The organism is Aeromonas allosaccharophila (genome assembly GCF_000819685.1).
In the GTDB taxonomy this organism is placed as follows: Bacteria; Pseudomonadota; Gammaproteobacteria; order Enterobacterales; family Aeromonadaceae; genus Aeromonas; species Aeromonas allosaccharophila.
Genome location: NZ_CDBR01000089.1, coordinates 18,085 through 42,471, shown reverse-complemented (window position 1 = coordinate 42,471; position 24,387 = coordinate 18,085). Strand labels below are relative to the sequence as shown.

The following is a 24,387-nucleotide window of genomic DNA, read 5'->3' as shown; positions in this document are numbered from 1 at the left end:
GCTCATATGTGGCATATGCCAATAATTTTGTCGGATGTAGAGGGTTGCGCGAATGCTGTTTATGGCAGAGAGGGGTAAAGAGGGGGGAGAGGAAGACGTACAAAAGTAGTGAAGGTGGCAGAAACGACGCAGGCCCGAACATGGTTCGGGCCTGCGGTTTTTGATAGAGGATGGCGGTTGCCTTCCCGGCGAGCTTACGCCTGTTCGGCCTCGGCCACAGGGGATGCGCTTTCAGTGCTCTCGCTGCCGTTGGCGAAGCGATCGGCCCACAGGGCAATCACGCCGTCACCGGTGACGTTGCAGGCGGTGCCGAAGCTGTCCTGTGCCAGATAGAGGGCGATCATCAGGGCGATGGAGGCTTCACCGAAGCCGAGCATGGAGGTGAGCAGGCCCAGCGCCGACATCACGCCACCACCCGGCGCACCCGGTGCGGCGATCATGATCACCCCCAGCATCATGATGAAGGGGAGCATGGTCTCGATGCCCGGAATGGCCAGATGTTCGGAGAGGAACATCACCGCGGTGGCGCAGGTGACCAGGGTAATGGTGGAGCCACAGAGGTGAATGGTGGCGCATAGCGGCACGGTGAAGTTGGCGATGCCGTCGCTCACCCCGTTGTTCTTGCTCGATTGCAGGGCGACCGGAATGGTGGCGGCGCTCGACATGGTCCCCAGCGCGGTGAAGTAGGCGGGCAGCATGTTCTTGATGAGCTGTGCCGGTGAGCGGCCAAGGGCCAGACCGGTGCCGATAAACAGCACGGAGAGCCAGATCCAGTGCATCAGGATCGCCATCACCAGCACCACGCCGAAGGTTTTCAGGGTAGCGAACACGGTGCCTTCTACCGTCATCTCGACAAAGACCCCGGCGATATAGAACGGCAGCAGCGGGATGATCACCTTGGCCAGCAGGCGGTCGATGATGTCACGCCCCTGATCGGCTACCCGGCGCAGATCGGTGGCCTGGGTGGCGCTGATGCCGATGCCGAACACAAAGGCGGCGGCCAGCGCCGACATCACGCCAAACAGCGGCGGGATCTCCAGATTGACGTAGGAGGCGAGCTTGATGGCCGTGGCCGTGGTGGGCTCGGCGGCGGTGGTGAGCTGCGGGATCAGGTGGCTTGCCACGGTAAAGGCGAACAGCCCCGCCAGAATGGTGGAGCAGTAGGAGAGGGCCACGGTTTTGCCCAGCAGCCTGCCGGAGTTTTTCGGCAGGCTGGCGATGCCGCTCATGATGAAGAACAGAATGATGAGCGGAATGGTGAAGGTGATCAGCTGACCTATCACTGTCTTGGCCGTAAACAGCACGCGCGCCACCCACTCAGGGGCGTAGAGACCGAGCAAGAGACCGGCAAGGATGCCAGCAATGAGTTTCAGGACAAGTTTCATAAGGAAATCCGGAGTTGGTTGTATTGTCTGTTTTGTTATTAAAATTTGATGTTAATCACACTTTTTAACACGTAAGCCGTGTTATGTCTGCCTTTTATGCGTTAACGCCGAGTTAAATATTGTCGAAAGCCAAGATCGCCGACTAGCTGTCGGCTTGGCGTTGAGCTGGAAAATCCGTGCTGAATTAGCCCGTTAGGTAGCCGGATGATCGCCACGCAGCATGATGACGTATTGGCTGGCGTGTTGACTTGCGGAATCTGACGTGTTGGTTGGTACGGTTTTGAACGGAGCCAGTTGCAGCGCTATGCCGGATGTGGTGACCAGTTGCTGTAGCTGATCGTGGCTTATCTTGCCGCTTGGCTGCAGAGGGAAGCAGAGCGGAGCGCCTGCTTTGAGCAGGGTCGCCAGTTGTTGCAACAGGGGGGCAAGGGTAGCTGCTTCGCTATCAAGCGGGCGGCTTAGCCAGATGCCATCGTAAGGGAGCACCGAGTGCATCGGCGCCAGCGGGCATACCCGCACCGCTTGTCCGGATTGCTGCGAGGCAACTTTGGCGTCGGCCAGCACCGCGTCACAGGCGGTGACCACATACCCCTCTGCACGCAGCCAGCACAGATCCTCCCCCATACCGCACTGACCATTGAGCAGATGGGCACCGGGTTTGAGGCGCGCCACAAAGGCGACCCGAGCGCGGGCATGCTGGTCGTTCAAGGGCCGGGAAGCGGGGATGGCGTCGGAGTGTGGCACAGGGGTTACCTCAAGCAGGGGGCGCACATTTTAACAAATCGGGGCCTGACTGCCAAAGCGAGCGGTCAGACCCCGGTTGTTTAGATGTGTGGGAGTTGCCGGAGCCGGTTAGCGGCCGCAGGCGGGCCCGTGGGGCTGGGCCAGCATGGTGAACATGCTCTCTATCAGGAAGCCGGACTCACTCTGCAGGTCGATCCGCCCCGGAAAGTGCAGCCAGTTGATGATGTAGCCATCCAGGGTGCAGTGGAGCAGGGTGGCGGCGCGCTGCAGGTTGAGGTTGGCGGGCAGCTGGCCCCGGCGTACCGCGTTGGCCAGGGTCGTCTCCAGATCCCGGAAGAAGTTGGCGGACTGGCTGCGGATATGTTCGCGCAGGGAAATGGCTTCCCCCTCCAGCGATTCGAGATTGAACAGGATGGTGAACATCTGCCGCTGGGCCGGATTGTGAATGAAGCTGTGGAGCACCCCTTCGAAGAAGAGGCGCAGTTGCCCCAGCGGATCCGGCTCATCTGGATTGAGGCAGGCATCGAGCTGGTGGGCAAGGGGGCTGCAGAGCTCCTGCCAGAGCGAAATGAAGAGTTCATCCTTGTTCTTGAAGTGCCAATAGATGGCCCCGCGGGTCAGGTCTGCCGCCCTGGCGATGTCGGTCAGGCTGGTCTTGGCCAGGCCCTGAGAGCAGAACAGATCCAGCGCCGTGCTCATGATGTGGCAGCGGGTTTGCTGCGCCTCTTCTTTGGTTCGTCTGGCCATCGAAATTTGTGCCTCATGCAAGCAAAAAGTCACTTACATACATTTATGAATGTATGTATATTGCCTCATCTTTCGACTATTTACCAACAGGGCCCATGCGGCCCTGATTGTTCATTGACTGGCAAAGGCTCAGGTGTTTCATGCATAAACATATTCTTGCTCGTTCAGTTGGTCTTGCCTTGCTGGCTACAGGCTTGCTGGCAGGTTGTGGTGACAAGGGGGGCGCACCCCAGGGACAGGGCGACATGCCCCCCGCGGCGGTCAACGTGGTGACCCTGCAGAGCGGTCCGCTGATGTTGACCACCGAATTGACCGGTCGCAGTGCCCCGTTGCGGGTGGCCGAAGTGCGTCCGCAGGTGAGCGGCATCATCCTCAAGCGCCTCTTTACCGAGGGGAGTGATGTGAAGGCGGGCGATCTGCTCTATCAAATCGATCCGGCTGTCTATCAGGCGGCGGTTGCCAGCGCCAAAGCCAATGTGGCCAAGGCCGAGGCCAACGAGCAGAGTGCCCGCTTCAAAGCCAAACGTTATCAGGAGCTGCTCAAAGTCAACTCCATCAGCCGTCAGGACTATGACGACGCCGACGCCAGCTGGAAGCAGGCCAAGGCGGAGATCATGGCGAGCAAGGCTGCCCTGCGTACCGCCGAGATCAATCTCGGTTACACCCGCATCACAGCCCCCATCAGTGGCCGCATCGGTAAATCTGCGGTGACCGAGGGGGCGCTGGTGACTGCCCAGCAGGCGGATAGCTTCACTGCCATTCAGCAGCTCGATCCCATGTATGTGGATGTGCGTCAGTCCACCGCCGATCTGTTGCGCCTCAAGCGACTGGTCGCCGAGGGCAAGTTGACTCAGGACGAGCAGAAGGGGGCCAAGGTGACCTTCCTGCTGGAAGATGGCTCCACTTATGGCGAAGAGGGCTCGCTGCAGTTCTCCGATGTGACCGTGGATGAGACCTCCGGCATGGTGACCCTGAGGGTGATTGTGCCCAACCCTCACCAACTGCTGCTGCCCGGCATGTTTATGCGCGCCACCCTGCAAGAGGGTGAGCGGGCGCAAGGGCTGCTGGTGCCGCAAACTGCCGTGACTCGCACCCCCAATGGCGGCGCCACCGTGATGGTGGTAACCGCTGATAACAAGGTGGAGCTGCGCAACGTGCAGCTGAGCCGTGTCGTTGGCAGCAACTGGGTGGTGGAGTCAGGGCTCACCTCCGGCGAGCGGGTGATCGTGGCTGGCTTGCAGAAAGTACGACCGGGCGCCGTGGTCAATCCCGCCGAGCAGGGTGCTGATGCACCGTCTGCTCAAGCTGCGTCCAACACCCCGGCCAACAAGTAGGATGGAGTAGTCGCTTCATGGCTCGATTTTTTATAGACAGACCCATTTTTGCCTGGGTGATCGCGCTGGTGATCATGCTGGCGGGCAGCCTGGCCATCATCAAATTGCCGGTCGCCCAGTATCCAAGCATTGCGCCGCCTGCTGTCGGTATTTCTGCCAGCTATCCGGGCGCATCTGCCAAAACGGTGGAAGACTCGGTAACTCAGATCATCGAACAGAACATGACCGGGCTGGATCACCTGCTCTACATGTCCTCTCAGTCTGACTCCGCGGGGCGGGTGTCGGTGACCCTCACCTTCCAGCCGGGGACCGATCCCGATATCGCCCAGGTGCAGGTGCAGAACAAGCTGCAGCAAGCGATGTCGCTGCTGCCGCAAGAGGTTCAGCAGCAGGGGATTCGGGTACAGAAGACCTCCAGCAGCTTCCTGATGGTCGCAGCCTTCATCTCCAGCGATGGCAGCATGAACAACGACGACCTGGCGGACTATGTGGTCTCCAACATCAAGGAGCCCCTGAGCCGTCTGGACGGGGTAGGAGACATCACCTTGTTCGGCAGCCAGTACTCCATGCGGGTCTGGCTCGATCCCAACAAACTCAACCGGGTGCAGATGACTCCGGGGGATGTGCAGGCGGCCATCAAGGCGCAGAACGCCCAGGTGGCCTTCGGCAAGCTGGGCGGCACCCCGTCGGTGGAAGATCAGCAGTTCACCGCCACCATCATGGGCCAGACCCGTCTCTCTACCGTGGAACAGTTCAACGACATCCTGCTGCGGGTGAATCAGGATGGCTCCAAGGTACGGCTGAAAGATGTGGCCCGGGTCGAGTTGGCAGGCGAAAGCTATGACGCCGATGCGCTCTACAACGGCCAGTCTACCGCCGCGGTTGCCATCAAGCTGGCGACCGGTGCCAACGCGCTGGATACCGCCGAGAAGGTGCGTGCCAAGCTCAATGAGCTCTCGGATTATTTCCCGGCCAATATGGAGATCGTCTACCCCTACGACACCACGCCGTTTGTGAAGATCTCCATCGAGGAGGTGGTGCAGACCCTGATCGAGGCGATCTTCCTTGTGTTCTGCGTCATGTATCTGTTCCTGCAGAACTTCCGCGCCACCCTGATCCCGACCATTGCGGTGCCTGTGGTACTGCTCGGTACCTTCGGGGTGATGGCGGCGTTCGGCTTCTCCATCAATACCCTCACCATGTTCGGTATGGTGCTGGCCATCGGCCTGCTGGTGGATGACGCCATCGTGGTAGTGGAGAACGTGGAGCGGCTGATGAGCGAGGAGGATCTCTCCCCGCTGGAAGCGACCCGCAAGTCGATGACCCAGATCACCGGCGCGCTGGTGGGGATCGCGTTGGTGCTCTCCGCCGTGTTCGTGCCGATGGCCTTCTTCGGCGGCTCGACCGGTGCCATCTATCGCCAGTTCTCATTGACCATCGTCTCGGCCATGGTGCTGTCGGTGCTGGTGGCGTTGATCCTGACACCGGCCCTTTGTGCCACCCTGCTCAAACCGATGAAACATGGCGAGTTTGGTGCCAAGCGCGGCTTCTTTGGCTGGTTCAACCGCGCCTTTGATGCGGGTACCAATCGCTATCAGAGCGGTGTGCGCAAGGTGATCAAGCAGGGCGTGCGCTACAGCCTGATCTACGGTGCCATGCTGGCGGTACTGGCAGTGCTCTTTATGCGGATGCCCACCTCCTTCCTGCCGGAAGAGGATCAGGGGGTTATCATGTCCATGGTGCAACTGCCGGTGGGGGCGACCAAGCAGCGCACCGAGGTGGTGCTGGCGGACATGCGCGACTACTTCCTGAAAAACGAGAAGGATAATGTCGATTCTGTGCTGACCGTATCCGGCTTCAGCTTCGCCGGTAGTGCCCAGAACGCGGGTATGGCCTTTATCAAGCTCAAGGACTGGAGCGAGCGCAAGAGCCCGGATCGCAGCGCCAATGCCATTATCGGTCGTGCCATGGGCTATCTGTTCAGCATCAAGGAGGCGCAAGTGTTCGCCTTCAACCTGCCTCCGATCCCGGAGCTGGGGACGGCGACCGGTTTTGACTTCTTCCTGCAGGATCGCGGCGGTATCGGTCACGACAAGCTGATGGCGGCACGCAACCAGCTGCTCGGCATGGCGGCGCAGGATCCCACTCTGGTGCGGGTACGCCCGAACGGGATGGAAGATACGCCGCAACTCGATATCAAGATCGACTACGAGAAGGCGCTGGCGCAGGGGCTATCCATCGCGGATATCAACAACACCCTGGCCACTGCCTGGGGCTCGTCCTACGTCAATGATTTCGTCGACCGTGGCCGGATCAAGAAGGTCTACATGCAGGCGGATGCCCCCTTCCGGATGAACCCGGAAGATCTGAAACTCTGGTATGTGCGCAACAGTGCCGGTCAGATGGTGCCCTTCTCTGCCTTTGCCAGCACCGAGTGGAGCTTCGGCTCGCCGCGTCTGGAGCGTTACAACGGCGTACCGGCGATGGAGATCGTCGGTGAGGCTGCGCCCGGAAAGAGTACCGGTGATGCGATGGCCGCCATCGAGCAGATGGTGAAACAGCTGCCGGAAGGGGTGGGCATCGAGTGGACCGGGCTCTCCTTCCAGGAGCGTCAGGCCGGTTCACAGGCGCCTGCGCTCTACGCCATCTCCTTGCTGGTGGTGTTCCTCTGTCTGGCGGCCCTCTACGAGAGCTGGAGCATTCCGTTTTCGGTGATGCTGGTAGTGCCGCTCGGGGTGTTGGGGGCCATTGTGGCTGCCACCCTGCGCGGGTTGGAGAACGACGTCTACTTCCAGGTGGGCTTGCTCACCACCATAGGCCTGTCGGCGAAGAACGCGATCCTGATCGTGGAATTTGCCAAAGAGCTTTATGACAAGGGGATGGGCTTGGGTGAAGCGGTAGTGGAGGCGGCGCGTCTGCGTCTGCGCCCGATCCTGATGACCTCGCTCGCCTTTATTCTCGGGGTGCTGCCGCTGGTGATCAGCTCCGGCGCCGGTGCCCGCAGCCGTAACGCTATCGGTACCGGTGTGATGGGGGGGATGATCAGTGCCACCGTGCTCGCCATCTTCTTCGTACCGCTCTTCTTCGTGCTGGTGATGCGCTACTTCACCAAACACAGCAGCAAAGAAGCGCGCCTGACCCATGCCCATGAGTCAAAACATGACTGATGGCATGCAGGTTGAGCTAATTTGAACAGAGTTCAATAAATCGTCAGCCAAGTGTGGTCTGGCTGACAATCAAACAGGGCAACCCCATGGGTTGCCCTGTTTTTTTTTAGGCTATGTCCCAATTATGGGTTGCATGGGGCGCCCCAGCGCTTCATGTAAACACGCTTTGATATTTTCGTCCCTCCCGTAACGCTCCAGCATTCTGCGCCAACCCTGGTCGTTCTTCAGGTAGTGCGTCGCCACGCCATGGAACCGCTCCATCCACTCTTTCAACCGATGGTGATATCCGTTCACGTGTTGGATGTGATACGCACCGACCACCCGTGCACCTTGGCGATTGTGCACTACCTGATGGGTTACGCCCTGCGCTTGGCTAAAACTGGCATACACACCCACACCATCGCTACACAACACCGTATCCGGTGACACCAACGGCTTCAACACCGCGATGACCGCCTCGGCATTTATCTTCTCCAGCTGAAAATCCGCATGATGGCCCGCCCGGTCTTGCACCACCATCACCGGGATGTAATCCGGCCCGGTTCCACGGGTTCACCCCTTGCCACCACGATGCCTTGGCAGACGCGGCAGTCCCCGTTGCCCCTTGAACGATTCGAGGAAGAAGGTCTCGTCTACCTCAACGATGCCCTCTTCCCGGGTGGCCTGATGACCTGCCATGGCACGCAAGAAACGGTGACGCCAGAGGAAAGCGGTGTTTTTGCTGACTCCGCAACGCCGCGCTGCCTGGCGGACGGTCAGTCCTTCGATGATGGCTTGCGCGTAGTCTTCCCAGCATTGCGCTTTGCGCAATCGTGACAGAGGCGTTTTGGTCAGAACGGTGCTGGTGCGCAGACACAATTTGCAACGGTAGCGGCGCAGTCCCCGACTCCATCCCCAAGGCGCCAGCTCGGTGACATCGGCCTGACAATGTGGGCAGCCACTGCATGCCGGTAACTGAGTATTGAGCGAGGTAATGGTGTGGGGGGGGCAGTGAGCTCCTGCTGAGCAACACGGCGCTGATGCAGGGTTAACTGACAATAGATGTTGAAAGGCTGGGGTATCCATGATGGTAGACCATCAAGGTGATGGCCTACTTTAAGCTTAGCCTTTCAACGGCGTTGTTGCCCAAATCGATGCAGCTTGAATGGAACTTACTGAGGGAGCGGTGATCTGATCACCACCATCCCCTTCAAGTCTGCATCATGGGCAAGTCGCTTAACCCCATCACCAACTGGCCTAAATACAACAAGTCTCTGATTTCTCGTGGCTCTCTCACCTTCTGGGTTGATGCCGAGGCCGCAGCCAGCTTTACACTGACCAGACCATCTGTACCTTCCTGATGCTCAAGGGGATTTTCAACCTCACTCTGCGGGCCACTCAGGGACTCGATAGGTTCTTTTTACCGATTGCTTAAATAAGTAGCATGGTACTCGAGCTGGCTGTGATCGGCTTCGTGTTCAGCTTCAAATTGACCCCCAATGAGGTAGTTTTTGCTGTTCATATGGGGGGGATACGAGATAGAATCCTGCATCAAATCGGGTCTGTGTGGTGTGCAATGTCGAGATCGATCTATGATAGTATCTAGCGACGCATATAGCCAAAATACAATTAAATGCTGGAGGACATAATGACCAACAGCTTGGACAACGTGGTTAAAATCAGCGAACTGGGGGCTGCAACCCAGTGCGGTAGCCATGCTCATGATTTTTTGACTATTTATACCATGCAGCTTTTGTGGTTTAAATTTACTGATATTTTAAGGTTTTTTATGTGATTAGGCATTTTTTGTAACAATATTTACATACGTTTGTTCTTGTGTTTGGAAATCCTGTCACTGGTTTAACCAACCCGGAAAGGTTAACTCTTTGATGATGGCGCTAGTCATTTTATGGTAAACAGCGATTCAACGGATGGATGATTGAGCTTGTCAATAATAGATTAAGATGCGCTCAAGCTAGCTAGGATATAGCTTGAGCGCAAATGATAAGGGATAAAACAGGAATCAAATCATGGAGATGTCTGGTCTTATTGCCTTTCTTGGCACTGCAATGGCGATCATGTTTTTACGTCCAATTGCAGGTAAATTGCAACTTGTCGATCTGCCTAATCAGCGTAAACAGCACGTGGGGGCCATCCCGTTGATTGGAGGACTTGCAGTGAGTATAGGTGTTTACCTAAGTGTCTTTATTACCATGCCTCTTTCACTCACGCTGGTTATGTTATTGCTTTGTGCTGGAGCTATTGTCGTGATTGGTGCGGTAGATGATGCACTTGATATTTCACCAAGGCTGCGTTTAGGTTTGCAGGCATTGCTTATTGTTGTGTTGTGTCTATCCACAGGTGTGGGTCTGCATCACTTTGGTGACGTAGTGGGGGTGGGTGATATTCACCTACCTTGGGGTGAGGTTTTTGTTGCAGTGCTGGCTGTTTGTGCAGCGGTGAACGCCTTTAACATGATGGATGGCATTGATGGTCTCGCTGGTTCAATGGCGGGGATAAGCTTGGTCGGGTTGGCTACTTTGTTCAGCAATACCATGCCCGATATGGCCAACTTCTGTTTGGTGATCGCGATTGCACTGGTACCCTATCTGGCGATCAACCTCACCATTCCCCCCTTTAAACGCAAAATTTTTATGGGTGACGCAGGCTCAATGTTTTTGGGCTTTATAATCGGCTTTTTGGTAATTTATGGTTCACAAGTCACTGAACAACGCCCTGCGTTCAGACCTGTGATGGCCCTTTGGCTGATGGGATTGCCGCTGATCGACATGGTCGGGATTATGATCCGGCGTATTCGGAAAGGTCAATCCCCACTCAAGGCTGACCGTAATCATCTCCATCATATCTTGTTACATGCTGGCTTTACTCATCGTGAAGCATTGTTGCTAATGGTTGTTACCAACCTTGGCATAGTTTTCATGGGCATTTTGGCTGAAATGGCAAAATTGCCTGAATGGTTAATGATGGTTATCTACTTGGGGTTATTTACAGGTTATACCCTATCTCTTAACTATGCATGGCGAGTTGGTCGTTGGATAAAGAGTAGTAAAAATCAAGTAAGTAACAATAGTAATTGATTCGTGCCTAGGCTCTGTCAAGCCTTAGGCTAAGGAATATATTATTCCTTGTTCATTTTATCTCTCAGAGATTTTTATTTAACATCAACATGGCCTAATAAAGAGAATGAAAATACTCGTTACTGGTGGCGCAGGCTTTATCGGCTCTGCCGTAGTGCGCCATATCATCCGTGATACCCAAGACTCCGTTATCAATCTCGATAAACTCACCTATGCCGGCAATCTGGAATCTTTGGCCGAGGTATCGACAAGCGAGCGTTATGCGTTTGAGCAAGTGGATATCTGCAATCGTGCCGAGCTGGATCGGGTGTTTACCCTGCACCAACCGGATGCAGTGATGCATCTTGCCGCCGAGAGCCATGTTGACCGCTCCATCACTGGCCCCGCTGACTTTATCGAGACCAATATTGTCGGCACCTATATGTTGCTGGAAGCGGCTCGCGCTTACTGGAACGGTCTGGACGAGGTGCGCAAGGCGGCCTTCCGCTTCCACCATATCTCCACCGACGAGGTATATGGTGATCTGCCCCATCCGGATGAAGTCGCCGCCGGTGAGCCATTGCCGCTCTTTACCGAAACCACTCCTTACGCCCCTAGTAGCCCCTATTCGGCCTCCAAAGCCTCCAGTGACCATCTGGTACGTGCCTGGCGCCGTACCTACGGCTTGCCGACCATCGTCACCAACTGTTCCAACAACTACGGTCCTTACCACTTCCCCGAGAAGCTGATCCCGCTGGTCATTCTCAACGCGCTGGATGGCAAGCCGCTGCCGGTCTATGGCAAGGGTGACCAGATCCGTGACTGGCTATATGTGGAAGACCACGCGCGCGCGCTCTACAAGGTGGTGACCACTGGTTTGGTCGGGGAGACCTACAACATCGGCGGTCACAACGAGAAGCAGAACCTAGATGTGGTGCATACAGTGTGTAATCTGCTTGACGAGATGGTGCCAAAAGCTGGCTCATACCGCGATCAAATCACCTATGTGGCGGATCGCCCTGGCCATGACCGCCGTTATGCCATTGACGCCAGCAAGATGAGCGCCGAGCTTGCCTGGCAACCGCAAGAGACCTTTGAATCCGGTATTCGCAAAACTGTGCAGTGGTATCTGGATAACCAGCAGTGGGTCAACAACGTCAAGAGCGGTGCCTACCAATCCTGGATTGAGCAGAATTACGGGGAGCGTACCTGATGCATATTCTGCTGTTTGGCAAAAACGGTCAGGTCGGTTGGGAGCTGCAGCGTGCACTGGCACCGCTGGGCCGCATCACTGCCGTTGATTTTGACTCCACCGATTATTGTGGCGATTTCAGCAACCCGGCAGGGGTGGCCGAAACAGTGCGTCTGGTCAAGCCGGATGTGATTGTTAACGCAGCGGCCCATACTGCAGTCGACAAAGCCGAGAACGAGCGGGAGTTTGCCGAGCTGCTCAATGCCACCAGCGTGGCGGCGATTGCCAAAGAAGCGGAAGCATTAGGAGCCTGGTTGGTGCACTACTCCACCGACTATGTGTTCGATGGCTGCGGTGAGCGCCCCTGGGTTGAAACCGATGCAACGGCGCCGCTCAACGTCTACGGCGAAACCAAGCTGGCAGGGGAACAAGGCGCCGCGCTTTGCTCTCGTCACCTGATCTTCCGCACCAGTTGGGTCTACGCCGCCCGCGGCGCCAACTTTGCCAAGACCATGCTGCGTTTTGGCAAAGAGCGTAGCGAGATGTCGGTTATCAATGACCAGTTCGGTGCTCCCACCGGTGCCGAGTTGCTGGCCGATTGCACCGCCCATGCGATCCGCGTGGCGCAGAGCAAACCGGACGTTGCCGGGCTGTACCATCTGATTGCCTCCGGTACCACCACCTGGTTTGATTACGCCCAGCTGGTGTTTGCCAAAGCCAGAGAAGCCGGCGTTGAACTGGCGGTGACGCAGCTCAACCCGGTGCCGACCAGCGCCTTCCCGACCCCAGCCAAACGCCCCCATAACTCCCGCCTTGATACCGGCAAATTCCAACGCACCTTCGATCTGGTACTGCCGGACTGGACGGTCGGAGTGGAGCGGATGTTGACCGAGATTCTGGGCAAGTAAATCACTGGTCAGGGATGCAGTGACTGCCTCCCTGGCTGACAGGGATAAACAGAAAGGTGTGGCCGCAAGCCATCCTTTTCTTTTGCAATTTAAAAATAAGAAACAAGCATCATGACCAAACGTAAAGGCATTATTCTGGCCGGTGGCTCAGGCACCCGTCTCTATCCTGTGACCATGGCGGTGAGCAAGCAGCTGTTGCCTATTTATGACAAGCCGATGATCTACTATCCGCTCAGCACCCTGATGCTGGCCGGTATTCGCGATATTTTGATCATCAGTACCCCGCAAGATACCCCCCGTTTTGAGCAACTACTGGGTGATGGCAGCCAGTGGGGCCTGAATTTGCAATACAAGGTACAACCAAGCCCGGACGGGTTGGCACAGGCCTTTATTCTGGGGGAAGAGTTTATCGGTTCAGATCCCTGTGCGCTGGTGCTGGGCGACAACATCTTCTACGGCCACGACTTGCAGAAACAGTTGGCGGCCGCAGCAGCCAAAGAGAGCGGCGCTACTGTTTTTGCCTACCATGTGCATGACCCCGAGCGTTATGGGGTGGTGGAATTTGATAAAGAGGGGACAGCTATCTCTCTGGAAGAGAAGCCGTTGGAGCCCAAGAGCAACTATGCGGTGACCGGCCTCTACTTCTACGACAACAGCGTGGTGGAGATCGCCAAGAGCTTGAAGCCGTCGCCCCGTGGTGAGCTGGAGATCACCGATGTAAACCGTATCTACCTGGAGCAAGGTAATCTGTCGGTGGCCATGATGGGCCGTGGTTATGCTTGGCTGGATACCGGTACCCATGAAAGCCTGATTGAAGCGAGCAACTTTATTCAGACTATCGAGACCCGTCAGGGGTTGAAAGTGGCTTGTCCGGAAGAGATCGCCTATCGCCAGAAATTTATTACTACCGAGCAAGTTTGTGAACTTGCAGTGCCATTGGCAAAGAATGCTTATGGACAATATCTGTTAAGAATGGTTGCGAAAGCCTGATGTGATATGGGAGGAGGGAATATGCTCTCCCCATAAAAATTGAATCAAAAGTGGATAGACAGATGAATGTAATCAAGACAGCGATTCCTGACGTGCTTATTTTTGAGCCAAAAGTATTTGGTGATGAGCGTGGTTTTTTCTTTGAGAGTTTCAACCACAAGTTGTTTGAAAAGGCCGTCGGATATCAAGTTAACTTTGTGCAGGATAATCACTCCAAATCGTCGAAAGGGGTATTGCGTGGCTTGCACTATCAATTGCCCCCCCATGCCCAGGGCAAGCTGGTGCGTTGTGTAGCGGGTGAAGTGTTTGATGTGGCGGTAGATATCCGCAAAAGCTCACCGACCTTCGGGCAATGGGTTGGGGTTCACTTATCAGGTGAAAACAAGCGACAGTTGTGGATCCCGGAAGGGTTTGCTCATGGGTTTGTGACGTTAACGGATACTGCCGAATTTCTTTATAAGACCACAGATTATTATGCCCCCTTATTCGAGGCTAGCATTAATTGGGATGACAAAGACATCGCAATTGAGTGGCCGTTATCATACTCTCCATTGCTTTCAAATAAAGATTTACAGGGTAGTAAGTTTAATACTGCAACATGCTTTGAGTAAATGATGGATATTGTTGTAAAGGTTCAACCATCTAATGTTAAGTTTGATGCAGTTGAGACTGCTACTATTCTTGATTCTGCTTTAAAGGCTGGTGTTATCATGGAACACAGTTGCGAGAATGGCTCTTGTGGTTTGTGTGCTTCACAACTGGTCTCGGGAAAGGTGATTAGTCAATAGGGGGCAATATTTATATCTGGCCAAAGCTTTCTGACCTGTCAGTGCAAACCATCTTCAAATAAATTTATTATTGAAGCTGAGTATTACCCTTAGTTAGCAGGAATTATAAGAAAGGTGACTCTGTGTAAGGTTTCATCGATAGGTAAAAGAACTCGGTTTGCTATCTTTAAGTTTAAATTACTTCCTACTGTTTTACTGAAACATCAGCTTGGTAAGTATATAAAAATTAGTTATCAAGGTGTGACGAGAAGTTACACTATCGCCAATGCCGATAGTGACGACGATATAGAGTTACATATTAAATGTGTATCTAATGGTGTGATGAGTGCGCTATTTTTCTCGGATATATCAGTCAACTCACCATGAGAGCGGATGGTCCAACTAGTACATTTTTTGTGAGGACAGATACCAAATCGATTATTTTTGCTGGAGAAACTGGTTTTGCACCAGTAAAATAAATGGTCGAATATTTTAACTCGCAAGAAAAATTCAGAGATATCTTCATTTGTTTTGGCATGAACTCTAGTAAGGAGCTTTATTCTGACTTACGAATTAAATGGGCCTCTAAATTTAAAAATATCAAATACATCCCCGCAGTGTCAGGTGACGGCAATTATTGGAATGAAAGAAAGAGTTTAGTACATAAAGCAGTAGTTGAAGATATCCAAGATATGTCCAATAGCTGTGTTTATGCCTGTGGTCAGCCTAAAATGATTACTGCAGCCAAACAGGATTTTATTCATGCTGGACTTTTAGAAAAACAGTTTTTTCTGACGCATTTACCGTATCAAAATAAGTGAGAGACGAAATGAAGGCAGTAATTCTTGCTGGTGGTTTGGGCACTCGCCTGAGTGAAGAGACGGTCGTAAAACCAAAGCCTATGGTTGAAATTGGTGGCAAGCCAATCCTTTGGCACATTATGAAGATGTATTCTGCACATGGCATCAATGATTTCATCATCTGCTGTGGTTACAAGGGCTATGTCATCAAGGAATATTTTGCTAACTATTTTCTCCATATGTCGGATGTGACTTTCCATATGGCAGAAAATCGGATGGAGGTGCATGAAAAACGTGCAGAGCCATGGAATGTTACCCTCGTTGATACAGGGGATGCATCCATGACCGGTGGCCGTCTTAAGCGAGTTGCTGAATACGTAAAAGATGATGACGCGTTCTTGTTTACTTATGGTGATGGTGTTGCCGATGTCGATATCAAAGCCAGTATCGACTTTCATAAGACCCATGGAAAGTTGGCCACTTTGACAGCAACATATCCACCTGGACGTTTTGGTGCTTTGGACATCCAGAATCAGCAAGTTCACTCTTTTAAAGAGAAGCCAAGAGGCGATGGTGCCTTGATCAATGGTGGGTTTTTCGTTTTAAGCCCGAAAGTTATTGAGTTGATCGATAATGATGCGACTACATGGGAACAAGAGCCGCTTATGGCACTTGCAGAACAGGGTCAATTGATGGCTTATGAGCACAGTGGCTTCTGGCAGCCTATGGATACTCTGCGTGATAAGCACTACCTTGAAGAGCTCTGGCAAAAAGGCAAAGCTCCCTGGAAGGTATGGGAGTAATGGCCGTGATAAATCCTGATTTTTGGAGAAATAAACGGGTCTTTATGACCGGTCATACCGGCTTTAAAGGGGGCTGGTTGGCTCTTTGGCTGGAAGAGATGGGGGCTGAGGTTCGTGGCTATTCTTTGCCTGCACCCACCCAGCCTAGTCTGTTTGAAGAGGCAAATGTTCGCCAAGGCTTGTTCTCGGAAGAAGGCGACATTCGTGATTTTGCCCATTTACGTGAAACCATTGCGGATTTTAAGCCGGAAATTGTTTTCCATATGGCAGCTCAGCCGTTGGTGCGACTCTCCTATGATGAACCAATAGATACTTACTCAACTAATGTGATGGGGACGGTCTATCTTCTTGAGGCTATCAAGCAAGTGGGTGGAGTCAAAGCAGTCGTCAATATTACCAGTGACAAGTGTTATGAAAATCGCGAGTGGGTGTGGGGCTATCGTGAAGACGAGGCTATGGGGGGATATGATCCTTACTCCAACAGTAAGGGATGCGCAGAATTGGTTGCTTCGGCGTATCGTAGTTCTTTTTTCAATTCTAAGGACTATGTAAAACACGGCGTTGCGTTGGCATCGGTGCGAGCTGGTAATGTCATTGGTGGTGGTGACTGGGCGCAGGATCGGCTGATCCCGGATATACTGCGCTCGTTTCAGAATGATCAGCCGGTGGTGATCCGTAATCCTCATTCCATTCGCCCTTGGCAGCATGTGCTCGAGCCGCTTTCGGGCTATTTATTGGTAGCGCAAAAACTGTATACCGAGGGCTGTGGTTTTGCCGAGGGTTGGAATTTTGGCCCAAATGACAACGATGCGCAGCCAGTGCAGTTTATCGTCGAGAAAATGGTACAACTGTGGGGGGGAAATGCCAGCTGGCGGCTGGATGGTGTTGACCATCCCCATGAAGCCCATTATCTCAAGCTCGATTGCTCTAAAGCAAAAATGAGGATGGGCTGGCATCCCCGTTGGGGTCTGGTGTCCACCCTCGGCCGTATTGTCAATTGGCATAAGGCTTGGTTGGCAGGAGAAAACATGCGAGAGCTCTCTTTGCATGAAATCAGAGAGTATATGGCTAGCCCTGAATAGAATTCCTACGTGTTTACGGTGTAAAATCAATCCGTCTTAAATCTGTAGATTGTGAAATAACATGATGGAATGTTCTTACTATTTAAAAAATTATACCTCTCGTTTAGTCAGTTCATGATCAGTTGACTTTGCTAGTCAATATTTCATTTGGTTCTGTTGTATTTAGCTCTGAGCAAACTGATTGGCTGCGGTGTTAGATGGTGTTTAGGGGGGGGTCTTGAACTGATGGTTTTCGTTACAATACCTGCCCCCTTAACGTAAAAATCATGACATCGTGTCAACACCAGATTATCGCCGCCACGATATTTCAGGCCGTGTCTTGGTCTTGCCCGAACCTCATCTATTGGGACAAAAGGGTCCATTGGCTCGTGATAACAGATTTTTTATCAAGCTATTTTCTGGATTTTGCGCACAGGGGCTCCTTGGCGTGACTTGCCGTCTGAATACGGGGACTGGAAAAACACCCATCGCCGCTTTTGTGACAAGGGAATGTGGGCTCATCTTCAAGAACTTCTGATAAAATAACCTGATTACGAATGGCTGACGATTGACACCAGCCATATCAAGGTTTATCCCCATGCCAGTGGTGTTCGAGGTTGTAATCAGGATATGGGGATCACTTAGGGGGGTTGAACATCAAGATCCATTTGGCAGTCGACGGACATGGAATGCCGATAAAATGTATCATTACATCGGGTACAACCGCAGCTTGTACGCAAGCTGCGACCGTCGATTGACGGCTTGGAGGCTGCGTATCTCTTGGCTAACAGGTGATATGATACCAATGCGTTGATTGAGATCGTCCATGCTCAGAGGATGGAGTTCGTTATTCCTTCCAAACGGAATCGTAAGGGACAACGAGACCACGACAGGGTGCTTTATCATCTGGCAAGGCATTTGGTGGAAAACGCCTTCTTTCATCTGAAGCAATGGCGAGGCATTGCAATAAGATACGCCAAAAATACGGGCTCGTTTGTAGCCGCAATGCAGATCCGCTGCGCATACCTATGGGCCTCAATCTTATGACGACAGCCCCTAATCGATCAGTTAAAACAAAATGACTATTACCTGATGTTGCTAAAGCCAGCTGATGACGAGAAATATACAGTTACGCACTCAATCAAGGAGTAGCACTCTGTTTAATGTGGTTCTTGTATTCTTTATCGCAGTTATACTGGCAGTATAGAAACTAATAAGTAGCTAGAAGGGATATGTGATATGAGTATCATATTTAATGAAACAAATATTAGTGGTTTGTTTACAGCAAAACCCCATTCATTTTCGGATGAAAGGGGTGACTACATTAAGTATTATGAACGTGATAGCTTCTGTGAGATCGGCATAACAGACGAGATTACTGAGTCGAGTGAAATTACATCCTTGAAAGGGGTATTACGGGGTTTGCATTTTCAGATTGGTAAATCTCAAATTAAGATAGCTCACGTTGTTAAAGGTTCTGTTTTTGATGTTTGTGTGGATTTACGTGAAGAGTCGAACACTTTTGGACGAGTTTTTTATCAAATACTCTCAGCAGAGAACAAGGATATGTTGATTATTCCAGCCGGTTTTGCTCACGGCTTTCTTGCTTTACAAGATTGTGTATTCTCATACTCTTGTATAGGTAAGTATGAACCCGCCTTATGTAATGCCATTAAGTGGGATGACCCTGAATTATGCATACCTTGGCCGAAATTAGATATTGAAAATTTAATAGTGTCTGAAAAAGATAACAACGCAATGTCATTCAAACAATATTGTTATGAATTTACTGGTAAGTAGTATGCAAAAAAATGTTATGGTTACCGGTGCAAATGGTTTTATAGGCACCTACTTGGTCAAACAATTATTGAATGACGGCTATACTGTTTATGCCGTCGTAAGAAATAGCGAGTCAATAGTATGTTTTCCGAATGATGACAATCTAAAGGTTGTTCTGTCGGACATGAATGAATATAAGAATCTCCCAGATAAATTTGCTGGTGTTTATTTCGAATATATATATCATCTGGCATGGAGTGGTTCATCTGGGGTTGGAAGGGAAGATTACAAGTTACAGTTGAATAATGTCGAGTGTCTACTTGATATCATTCATATAGCCAAAAAACTAAGTGCAAAGAAGGTTATTTTTTCTGGCAGCATAACTCAGATAATGTATAGAGATTATCTTAAGCAAGATCAGATAGAACCGGAAATGGTAACTTGCTATGCGATTGCAAAGATTACAGCTGAGTATATGGCAAAGTGTCTTAGTACATACTTAGGTATTGATGTTAATTGGACATATATTGCAAATCTATACGGTTGTGGTGATAGAACGAATAATTTTATCAATTTTTTGGTTGGTAAATATATGAACGGCGAGACTCCAGTTTTAACAAATGGTAATCAGTTGGCTGATTTTATCTATGTGTCAGATGTCGCTAATGCATTAATTTCAGTAGCTGAGAATGGAACTCCAAATGTATCATACTATATTGGTTATGGACATCCGAGACCGTTGAGAGAGTTCATTCTGGCTGTTAGAGACCGCATAAATCCAGCAATTGATTCAGGGTTGGGTAGAAAATATTTCGAGGGATTTGATATCGATTTTAACCATATAGATCAAGAAAAATTATTCAGGCATACACATTTCAGACCTAGTGTTTCATTTGAGGATGGAATATCTCTTTTGTTGGGTGATAATAAGTAAATTAAGTGTCGTCTTGCAAGAATGTGCTGTGTTATCTTAATGGATTTAGCATTTTATGCTAACGGCAGTGCTAATGATTGTACCTAAAAATTAAATCTGGTGCGTTTATTAAAATTCATTATTTGGGTGATATCCCACCCAATCTGACGTTGGTTTGAATATTTTCGTTAAAAGTTTTTTTAGTTTGGCTGTAAAACTAAGAGCAGCGTTAACTTTGCATAACAATATATATTGTCACCATGGTGGACTTTCTCCATTTTCTGATGGGTTATCCTTCATTTATCATAAAATAAGAGCTGCGTAGTGTGAAAGTATTCAATGTTTTTCGGCAAGACAACTTGATAAGTAAGGCTGTCAACAATTTCGGATGGTTACTATTTGATAAGCTGGTGAAGCTGTCAGTTGGATTTTTTTTAAATATTCTTATAGCAAGATACCTTGGTCCAGAAAGTTATGGCCAGTTAGCGTATGGCTTGGCATTTATCGCATTCTTTCAGGCGGCATCAAATCTCGGTGTTGATGCCTTAGTTGTCAGGGATATGGCTAATAAAGACCACAAAGAGTTGATTTTAGTCAGTATAATCAAGCTAAGAGGACTATCAGCAGTAATATGTGCAGTGGTTGCCATGCTGGTCGCGATTCAGCTTTATGGCGATAAATCGTTGCTAATCTGCATTGTGTCAATATCTATTTTGTTTTCTGTTGGTGATGTGATTGATCTTTGGTTTCAGAGCCAAAGTAGAAGTAAAGTCACCATCATTTCGAAGCTTATTTCATACTTCATGATTGTATTTTTTAAAGTAGGTATTATAGTTTCTTGTTTGGATGAAATGTTTTTATTCGCGGCAGTTCCTTTAGAGTATTTCATATCTTCGATTGTTTTGTGCTTTGCTGTAATGAAGCACGGAGGGATAAAAATTCCTCTCAAAGAGTTTGATTGGCCTTATCTCAAACGAATTCTTAAAGAATCATGGCCATTTGCTTTATCCGGTATATCAATAGTTATCTTTATGCGATCTGGAGCTTTTTTTATAGAAAGCAAAATTGGCTATAAAGATGTAGGCATTTATTCAATTGGTGTTTCGTTAGCGGAGATTGTGTACTTCATTCCAATGATATTAGTGACTAGTTTTGCACCTGTTTTAGCGAAAACAAAAGCCATAGATGAGGTTGAATATAAGTCACTATTTCATCGGTTGTTGTTTTGGATGTTTTGGGGCAGCATTTCAGTAGTCGTACTATATGGTACTGTTGGTTATATTCTGCTTCCACATTTATATGGCGCATCATATGAATATAGTAAATACGTTTTTTTGGTTCAAATAGCAACTTTAATTCCAGTCTCCATAGGTTGTTGTCAATCACTATGGATAGTGAATGAAGGTCGTTCAAGGATAGCGTTATATCAGACGATTTCTGGAGCGTTGATAAGTATCACGTTGAATTATTTTTTAATTGACATGTTAGGTGTTATTGGTGCGTGTATATCAACTCTGATTGCGCAATTGATTCAATCTGTTTTTATCAACTATTTTTTTTGTAAAGAATTGTTTTTCCTTACAGTAAAATCTGTTTTTGGGAAATGAAACAGGGCTTATAGAATGAAGATAAGTATATGCATCCCAACGCTAAATAGACCTCAGTATTTAATGGAAGGCATTAAATCAATATATAATCAGCAACATTACACTTTTGATTTTGAGGTTTGCATATCAAATAATGCTTCTGATGCAGACTACTCAGAAGTTGATGAGTTTATCCATGCATGCAATCTCAAATATAAAAACATTAAATATTTTATACACAATGATAGACTGCCATTAGATAAACATATGCATTTTGTGACAAAAATGGCTTCTGGTGATTATATATATTACCTTGGTGATGATGACTTTTTTCAAAATGACGCATTCACTCGTCTATCCAAACTGTGTTCTGTCGACAATGTAGATTTGGCAATATTCAATGGTACCTTGGTCGATGGTGATAGTGTTGTTGTCGGAAATCACTTTAAATTACCATCAAGAAAATATAGTCAGTTCTCTGAAGCCTTTATGGATTTGAGAGACAAAGGAATGTTTGGCGCCGTGCTGGTTAAGAAAGAGCTCATTCGTGACGATTTATTCTCCGCATTGTATGGAAGCTCACACGCGTATGGTTGCTTTTGGTTGGCTATGTTAAATAACCCAGAGCGGCAATACGCAATAGAAATTCCTGATTTTCCATGCGTCTTTTTGAGAGTTGCCAGAAAAAATTACAATGTCATTAGTGTCTACTATAAAGATATACCTTTAGAGTTTGAATTATATCGGCAGCTTATATCCTCAAATGAAGGAAGGAATTTAAATGAATTGGTGTGGACTCAATACAAAAAGAAAATATGTAGCTTGAGGTTTATGATTTCAATATTTTCCCAAGGTGGTAAATGTAAAGACATTAACTCTGGACAAGGTATTTTGTTTTCAACGAAAAGAGTTGTTGCGTATATATGCGCATCGAATGTGATGTATCCATTGCTAAAAAAAACCTATCGATTTATAAATCGATAGGTTTATGTATTATCCAATGCAATGATGTATAAACATATTGTATGTCAACGATGGTTAATTGCTCTTTTAAATTTAAGCGTCTGGTTATTTATCTATTAATATAATGGCGACTATTTTGGTCTGGTGTGTATGAAGATATATATTTCGGTTGTTTCTCATGGTCACGAAAAATTGATTATGCGCTTAGGGTTCTTAGCTAAACTAGCGAAATATGAATCAGTGGTCGTAATTGTAAAAACAAATAAAGCATGTAGTCATGATGACTTTAAGAAATACTGTCATTCTAATAGCATTGTTTGCTTAGATGAAAACTATGGTTTGGGGTTCGGGGAAAATAATAATTTCGTGTTTGGGTATTGCTCTAAAATTGGCATGGATGTCGAACATGACTTGTTCTGCGTAATAAATCCAGATGTTATGATTGATGAAATTAACACGCAAAGGTTATTAGAATATGTTAAAAGTAAAAGCTTTGATGCAATAGCTATCAATCTTTACCGCGATATATCTATGTCCTTATATGATAACTCAATTCGAAAATTTCCTTCTGCATACGATTTTTTCAGTTCATTCCTATTCAAAGTAAATAAAACAATTATTGATAAGTCAACGATCAGTGAGCCTACAGTTATTGATTGGGCTGCAGGATCATTTATTTTGTTCAGAAGTCTAGTGTATGCTGATTTGTCCGGTTTTGATGAAAATTACTTTATGTACTGTGAAGATATAGACATTTGCTACAGATTAAGAAAGTTGAGATATTCTTTGACATTTGTTCCATGTGTTCATGGTGTTCACCTTGCTGAGCATGCTAATAGACGTATTCTATCTATGCATTTCTATTGGCATTTGAAAAGTGTGTGCCGATACTTATATGTCAGGACACTGCAAAAGGGGTGAGTTAATGAAGGTTTTGTCACTAAGCTACACTGATTACATTGGTGGTGCTGCAAAGGCTGCTTATCGTATTCACAATGCATTACGGTTATCTAATTCTGATGTTGAGAATACGTTGCTGGTGCGAATAAAATCCACAGATGATCCTGCCGTGAAAGTATTTGGTGGCGCTCATTTGAATCCATTCCGAATTAAAATCGGTGGGCAAATTCAAAAGCTACAACAAACATGTAATGAAAATTTACATACCGGTAATTGGCTGCCATCTAAGTTATCTAACTACATTAATAACTCTAATGCTGATGTTGTTCATCTTCACTGGGTTGCGGGAGAAATGCTATCAATAGCTGATTTAGGTAAAATTGATAAGCCGATAGTCTGGACGCTGCATGATATGTGGCCATTTTGTGGTTCTGAACATGTGGATTATAACTATGATAATGAGCCTCGATGGGTCGGTGGATATACGAAAATAAATAGGAGTAACAATGATCGCTGGATTGATGTTGATAAACATGTCTGGAATAAAAAAATAAAATTTTGGGATAAAAGAAATAATTTTCATATCGTCGGGCCTAGTCAATGGATGAGTTCATGCGCAGAAAAAAGTTTGTTATTTCGGGATAGTCAAATATCAACGATACCAAACTGCCTAGATATGTCAGTTTTTAAAAGATTGGATAAGAGATTTTGCAGGGAAATACTTTCGCTTCCTCAACGTCGAAAAATAATATTATTTGGTGCTATCGGTGGAGCGAAGGATAAAAACAAAGGTTTTCACTTTTTAGTTGAAGCCATTAATAAACTATATAATCGCATAGTGAATAAAAATGAAGTTTTATGTGTTGTTTTTGGTCAGTCAAAGCCAGAAGGATGTGCTGAAATTCCATTTGATACAATATGGACTGGCCATTTGTATGATGATACTTCACTTTCGCTATTATATAATGCGGCTGATGTAATGGTCGTTCCTTCCATGGTTGAGTCATTTGGCCAAACTGCGTCTGAAGCTCAAGCTTGTGGCTGTCCTGTTGTATCCTTCAGAACAACAGGATTAATCGATATAATCATTGATAATGAAACTGGTTTTTTAGTCAATAAGTTTGACTGTGTAGATATGTCTGAAGCGATCGCTAGTGTTATTTTCGCTAGTGAAGATAAACGACGAAAACTATCAAATAATGCTATAGCCAGAGCTGCTGAGTTGTGGAGCTATGATGTAGTTTCTGCTCAGTACATTTCACTTTATGAGCAAATGTCCAAATGATTTTGGA

The 24,387-nt window shown here is 48.7% G+C and carries 22 protein-coding genes and 3 pseudogenes; 21 read left to right on the top strand and 4 right to left on the bottom strand.

Features of this window, described 5'->3' with window-relative positions; translation table 11 throughout:
- Window positions 1-194: 194 nt before the first annotated feature.
- The 3 genes from BN1115_RS15360 to BN1115_RS15350 all read right to left on the bottom strand — a co-directional run bounded on the left by BN1115_RS15360 (window position 195) and on the right by BN1115_RS15350 (window position 2,876).
- Window positions 195-1,385 (bottom strand): dicarboxylate/amino acid:cation symporter, encoded by a 1,191-nt coding sequence (locus BN1115_RS15360; protein WP_042657839.1) that lies wholly within the window; start codon window positions 1,383-1,385, stop codon window positions 195-197.
- Between the two features lie 192 nt (window positions 1,386-1,577).
- Window positions 1,578-2,129, bottom strand: coding sequence for a class I SAM-dependent methyltransferase (locus BN1115_RS15355; RefSeq protein ID WP_042657838.1), 552 nt, complete (start codon window positions 2,127-2,129; stop codon window positions 1,578-1,580).
- 108 nt (window positions 2,130-2,237) lie between these two features.
- Entirely contained in the window at window positions 2,238-2,876 is a 639-nt protein-coding gene (locus BN1115_RS15350) for a TetR family transcriptional regulator (RefSeq protein WP_042657837.1), read from the bottom strand.
- Window positions 2,877-3,016: 140 nt separating this feature from the next.
- Here BN1115_RS15350 and BN1115_RS15345 point away from each other — a divergent pair, with 140 nt between their 5' ends.
- Window positions 3,017-4,210, top strand: a complete 1,194-nt coding sequence (locus BN1115_RS15345) for an efflux RND transporter periplasmic adaptor subunit (RefSeq protein ID WP_042657836.1) — start codon at window positions 3,017-3,019, stop codon at window positions 4,208-4,210.
- Between the two features lie 17 nt (window positions 4,211-4,227).
- Window positions 4,228-7,377 (top strand): efflux RND transporter permease subunit, encoded by a 3,150-nt coding sequence (locus BN1115_RS15340; protein ID WP_042657835.1) that lies wholly within the window; start codon window positions 4,228-4,230, stop codon window positions 7,375-7,377.
- Between the two features lie 111 nt (window positions 7,378-7,488).
- Here the strand turns inward: BN1115_RS15340 and BN1115_RS15335 are convergent.
- Window positions 7,489-8,442 (bottom strand): annotated as a pseudogene (locus BN1115_RS15335) (IS1595 family transposase).
- 137 nt (window positions 8,443-8,579) lie between these two features.
- Between BN1115_RS15335 and BN1115_RS21885 the strand changes: the two are divergent.
- The 19 genes and pseudogenes from BN1115_RS21885 to BN1115_RS21860 all read left to right on the top strand — a co-directional run.
- A pseudogene (locus BN1115_RS21885) lies at window positions 8,580-8,764 on the top strand (transposase); the annotation flags it as partial.
- A gap of 240 nt (window positions 8,765-9,004) precedes the next feature.
- Window positions 9,005-9,151 carry a hypothetical protein gene (locus BN1115_RS22375; protein ID WP_156135279.1) on the top strand — a complete coding sequence of 49 codons (147 nt, stop codon included), beginning with the start codon at window positions 9,005-9,007 and terminating at the stop codon, window positions 9,149-9,151.
- Between the two features lie 235 nt (window positions 9,152-9,386).
- Complete coding sequence (gene wecA / locus BN1115_RS15330) at window positions 9,387-10,454, top strand: UDP-N-acetylglucosamine--undecaprenyl-phosphate N-acetylglucosaminephosphotransferase (protein WP_042657834.1); 1,068 nt, start codon at window positions 9,387-9,389, stop codon at window positions 10,452-10,454.
- A gap of 106 nt (window positions 10,455-10,560) precedes the next feature.
- Window positions 10,561-11,646, top strand: coding sequence for a dTDP-glucose 4,6-dehydratase (gene rfbB, locus BN1115_RS15325; RefSeq protein ID WP_042657833.1), 1,086 nt, complete (start codon window positions 10,561-10,563; stop codon window positions 11,644-11,646).
- Window positions 11,646-12,533: a dTDP-4-dehydrorhamnose reductase gene (gene rfbD / locus BN1115_RS15320; protein WP_042657832.1), complete on the top strand. Its 888-nt coding sequence runs from the start codon at window positions 11,646-11,648 to the stop codon at window positions 12,531-12,533. The genes rfbB and rfbD overlap by 1 nt, the downstream gene beginning before the upstream one ends.
- A gap of 111 nt (window positions 12,534-12,644) precedes the next feature.
- On the top strand, window positions 12,645-13,523 hold the full coding sequence (rfbA, locus tag BN1115_RS15315; RefSeq protein ID WP_042657831.1) for a glucose-1-phosphate thymidylyltransferase RfbA: 879 nt from the start codon (window positions 12,645-12,647) through the stop codon (window positions 13,521-13,523).
- 62 nt (window positions 13,524-13,585) lie between these two features.
- Entirely contained in the window at window positions 13,586-14,134 is a 549-nt protein-coding gene (gene rfbC / locus BN1115_RS15310; RefSeq protein WP_042657830.1) for a dTDP-4-dehydrorhamnose 3,5-epimerase, read from the top strand.
- Window positions 14,135-14,311 (top strand): 2Fe-2S iron-sulfur cluster-binding protein, encoded by a 177-nt coding sequence (locus BN1115_RS22975; protein ID WP_082034875.1) that lies wholly within the window; start codon window positions 14,135-14,137, stop codon window positions 14,309-14,311.
- A gap of 114 nt (window positions 14,312-14,425) precedes the next feature.
- Window positions 14,426-14,677 (top strand): FAD-binding oxidoreductase, encoded by a 252-nt coding sequence (locus BN1115_RS22970; protein WP_167335562.1) that lies wholly within the window; start codon window positions 14,426-14,428, stop codon window positions 14,675-14,677.
- A gap of 92 nt (window positions 14,678-14,769) precedes the next feature.
- Entirely contained in the window at window positions 14,770-15,111 is a 342-nt protein-coding gene (locus BN1115_RS21870) for a hypothetical protein (protein WP_082034873.1), read from the top strand.
- An 8-nt stretch (window positions 15,112-15,119) separates the two neighbouring features.
- Window positions 15,120-15,893, top strand: coding sequence for a glucose-1-phosphate cytidylyltransferase (rfbF, locus tag BN1115_RS15300; protein ID WP_042657829.1), 774 nt, complete (start codon window positions 15,120-15,122; stop codon window positions 15,891-15,893).
- Window positions 15,893-16,975 (top strand): CDP-glucose 4,6-dehydratase, encoded by a 1,083-nt coding sequence (rfbG, locus tag BN1115_RS15295; RefSeq protein ID WP_197971621.1) that lies wholly within the window; start codon window positions 15,893-15,895, stop codon window positions 16,973-16,975. Before rfbF ends, rfbG begins: the two co-directional genes overlap by 1 nt.
- A gap of 274 nt (window positions 16,976-17,249) precedes the next feature.
- Window positions 17,250-18,001 (top strand): annotated as a pseudogene (locus BN1115_RS21865) (IS5 family transposase).
- 192 nt (window positions 18,002-18,193) lie between these two features.
- Window positions 18,194-18,754 carry a dTDP-4-dehydrorhamnose 3,5-epimerase gene (rfbC, locus tag BN1115_RS15285; protein WP_042657827.1) on the top strand — a complete coding sequence of 187 codons (561 nt, stop codon included), beginning with the start codon at window positions 18,194-18,196 and terminating at the stop codon, window positions 18,752-18,754.
- On the top strand, window positions 18,735-19,667 hold the full coding sequence (locus BN1115_RS15280; RefSeq protein ID WP_082034872.1) for an NAD-dependent epimerase/dehydratase family protein: 933 nt from the start codon (window positions 18,735-18,737) through the stop codon (window positions 19,665-19,667). Before rfbC (BN1115_RS15285) ends, BN1115_RS15280 begins: the two co-directional genes overlap by 20 nt.
- Before the next feature lie 305 nt (window positions 19,668-19,972).
- Window positions 19,973-21,253 carry a flippase gene (locus tag BN1115_RS15275; protein WP_042657825.1) on the top strand — a complete coding sequence of 427 codons (1,281 nt, stop codon included), beginning with the start codon at window positions 19,973-19,975 and terminating at the stop codon, window positions 21,251-21,253.
- A 15-nt stretch (window positions 21,254-21,268) separates the two neighbouring features.
- Complete coding sequence (locus BN1115_RS15270; RefSeq protein ID WP_042657824.1) at window positions 21,269-22,216, top strand: glycosyltransferase family 2 protein; 948 nt, start codon at window positions 21,269-21,271, stop codon at window positions 22,214-22,216.
- A 129-nt stretch (window positions 22,217-22,345) separates the two neighbouring features.
- The gene (locus BN1115_RS22370; RefSeq protein ID WP_128821664.1) at window positions 22,346-23,116 is read left to right on the top strand and encodes a glycosyltransferase family 2 protein; all 771 of its coding nucleotides are present in this window, start codon (window positions 22,346-22,348) and stop codon (window positions 23,114-23,116) included.
- Window positions 23,117-23,120: 4 nt separating this feature from the next.
- Window positions 23,121-24,380, top strand: a complete 1,260-nt coding sequence (locus tag BN1115_RS21860) for a glycosyltransferase (protein ID WP_167335561.1) — start codon at window positions 23,121-23,123, stop codon at window positions 24,378-24,380.
- Window positions 24,381-24,387 lie beyond the last annotated feature (7 nt).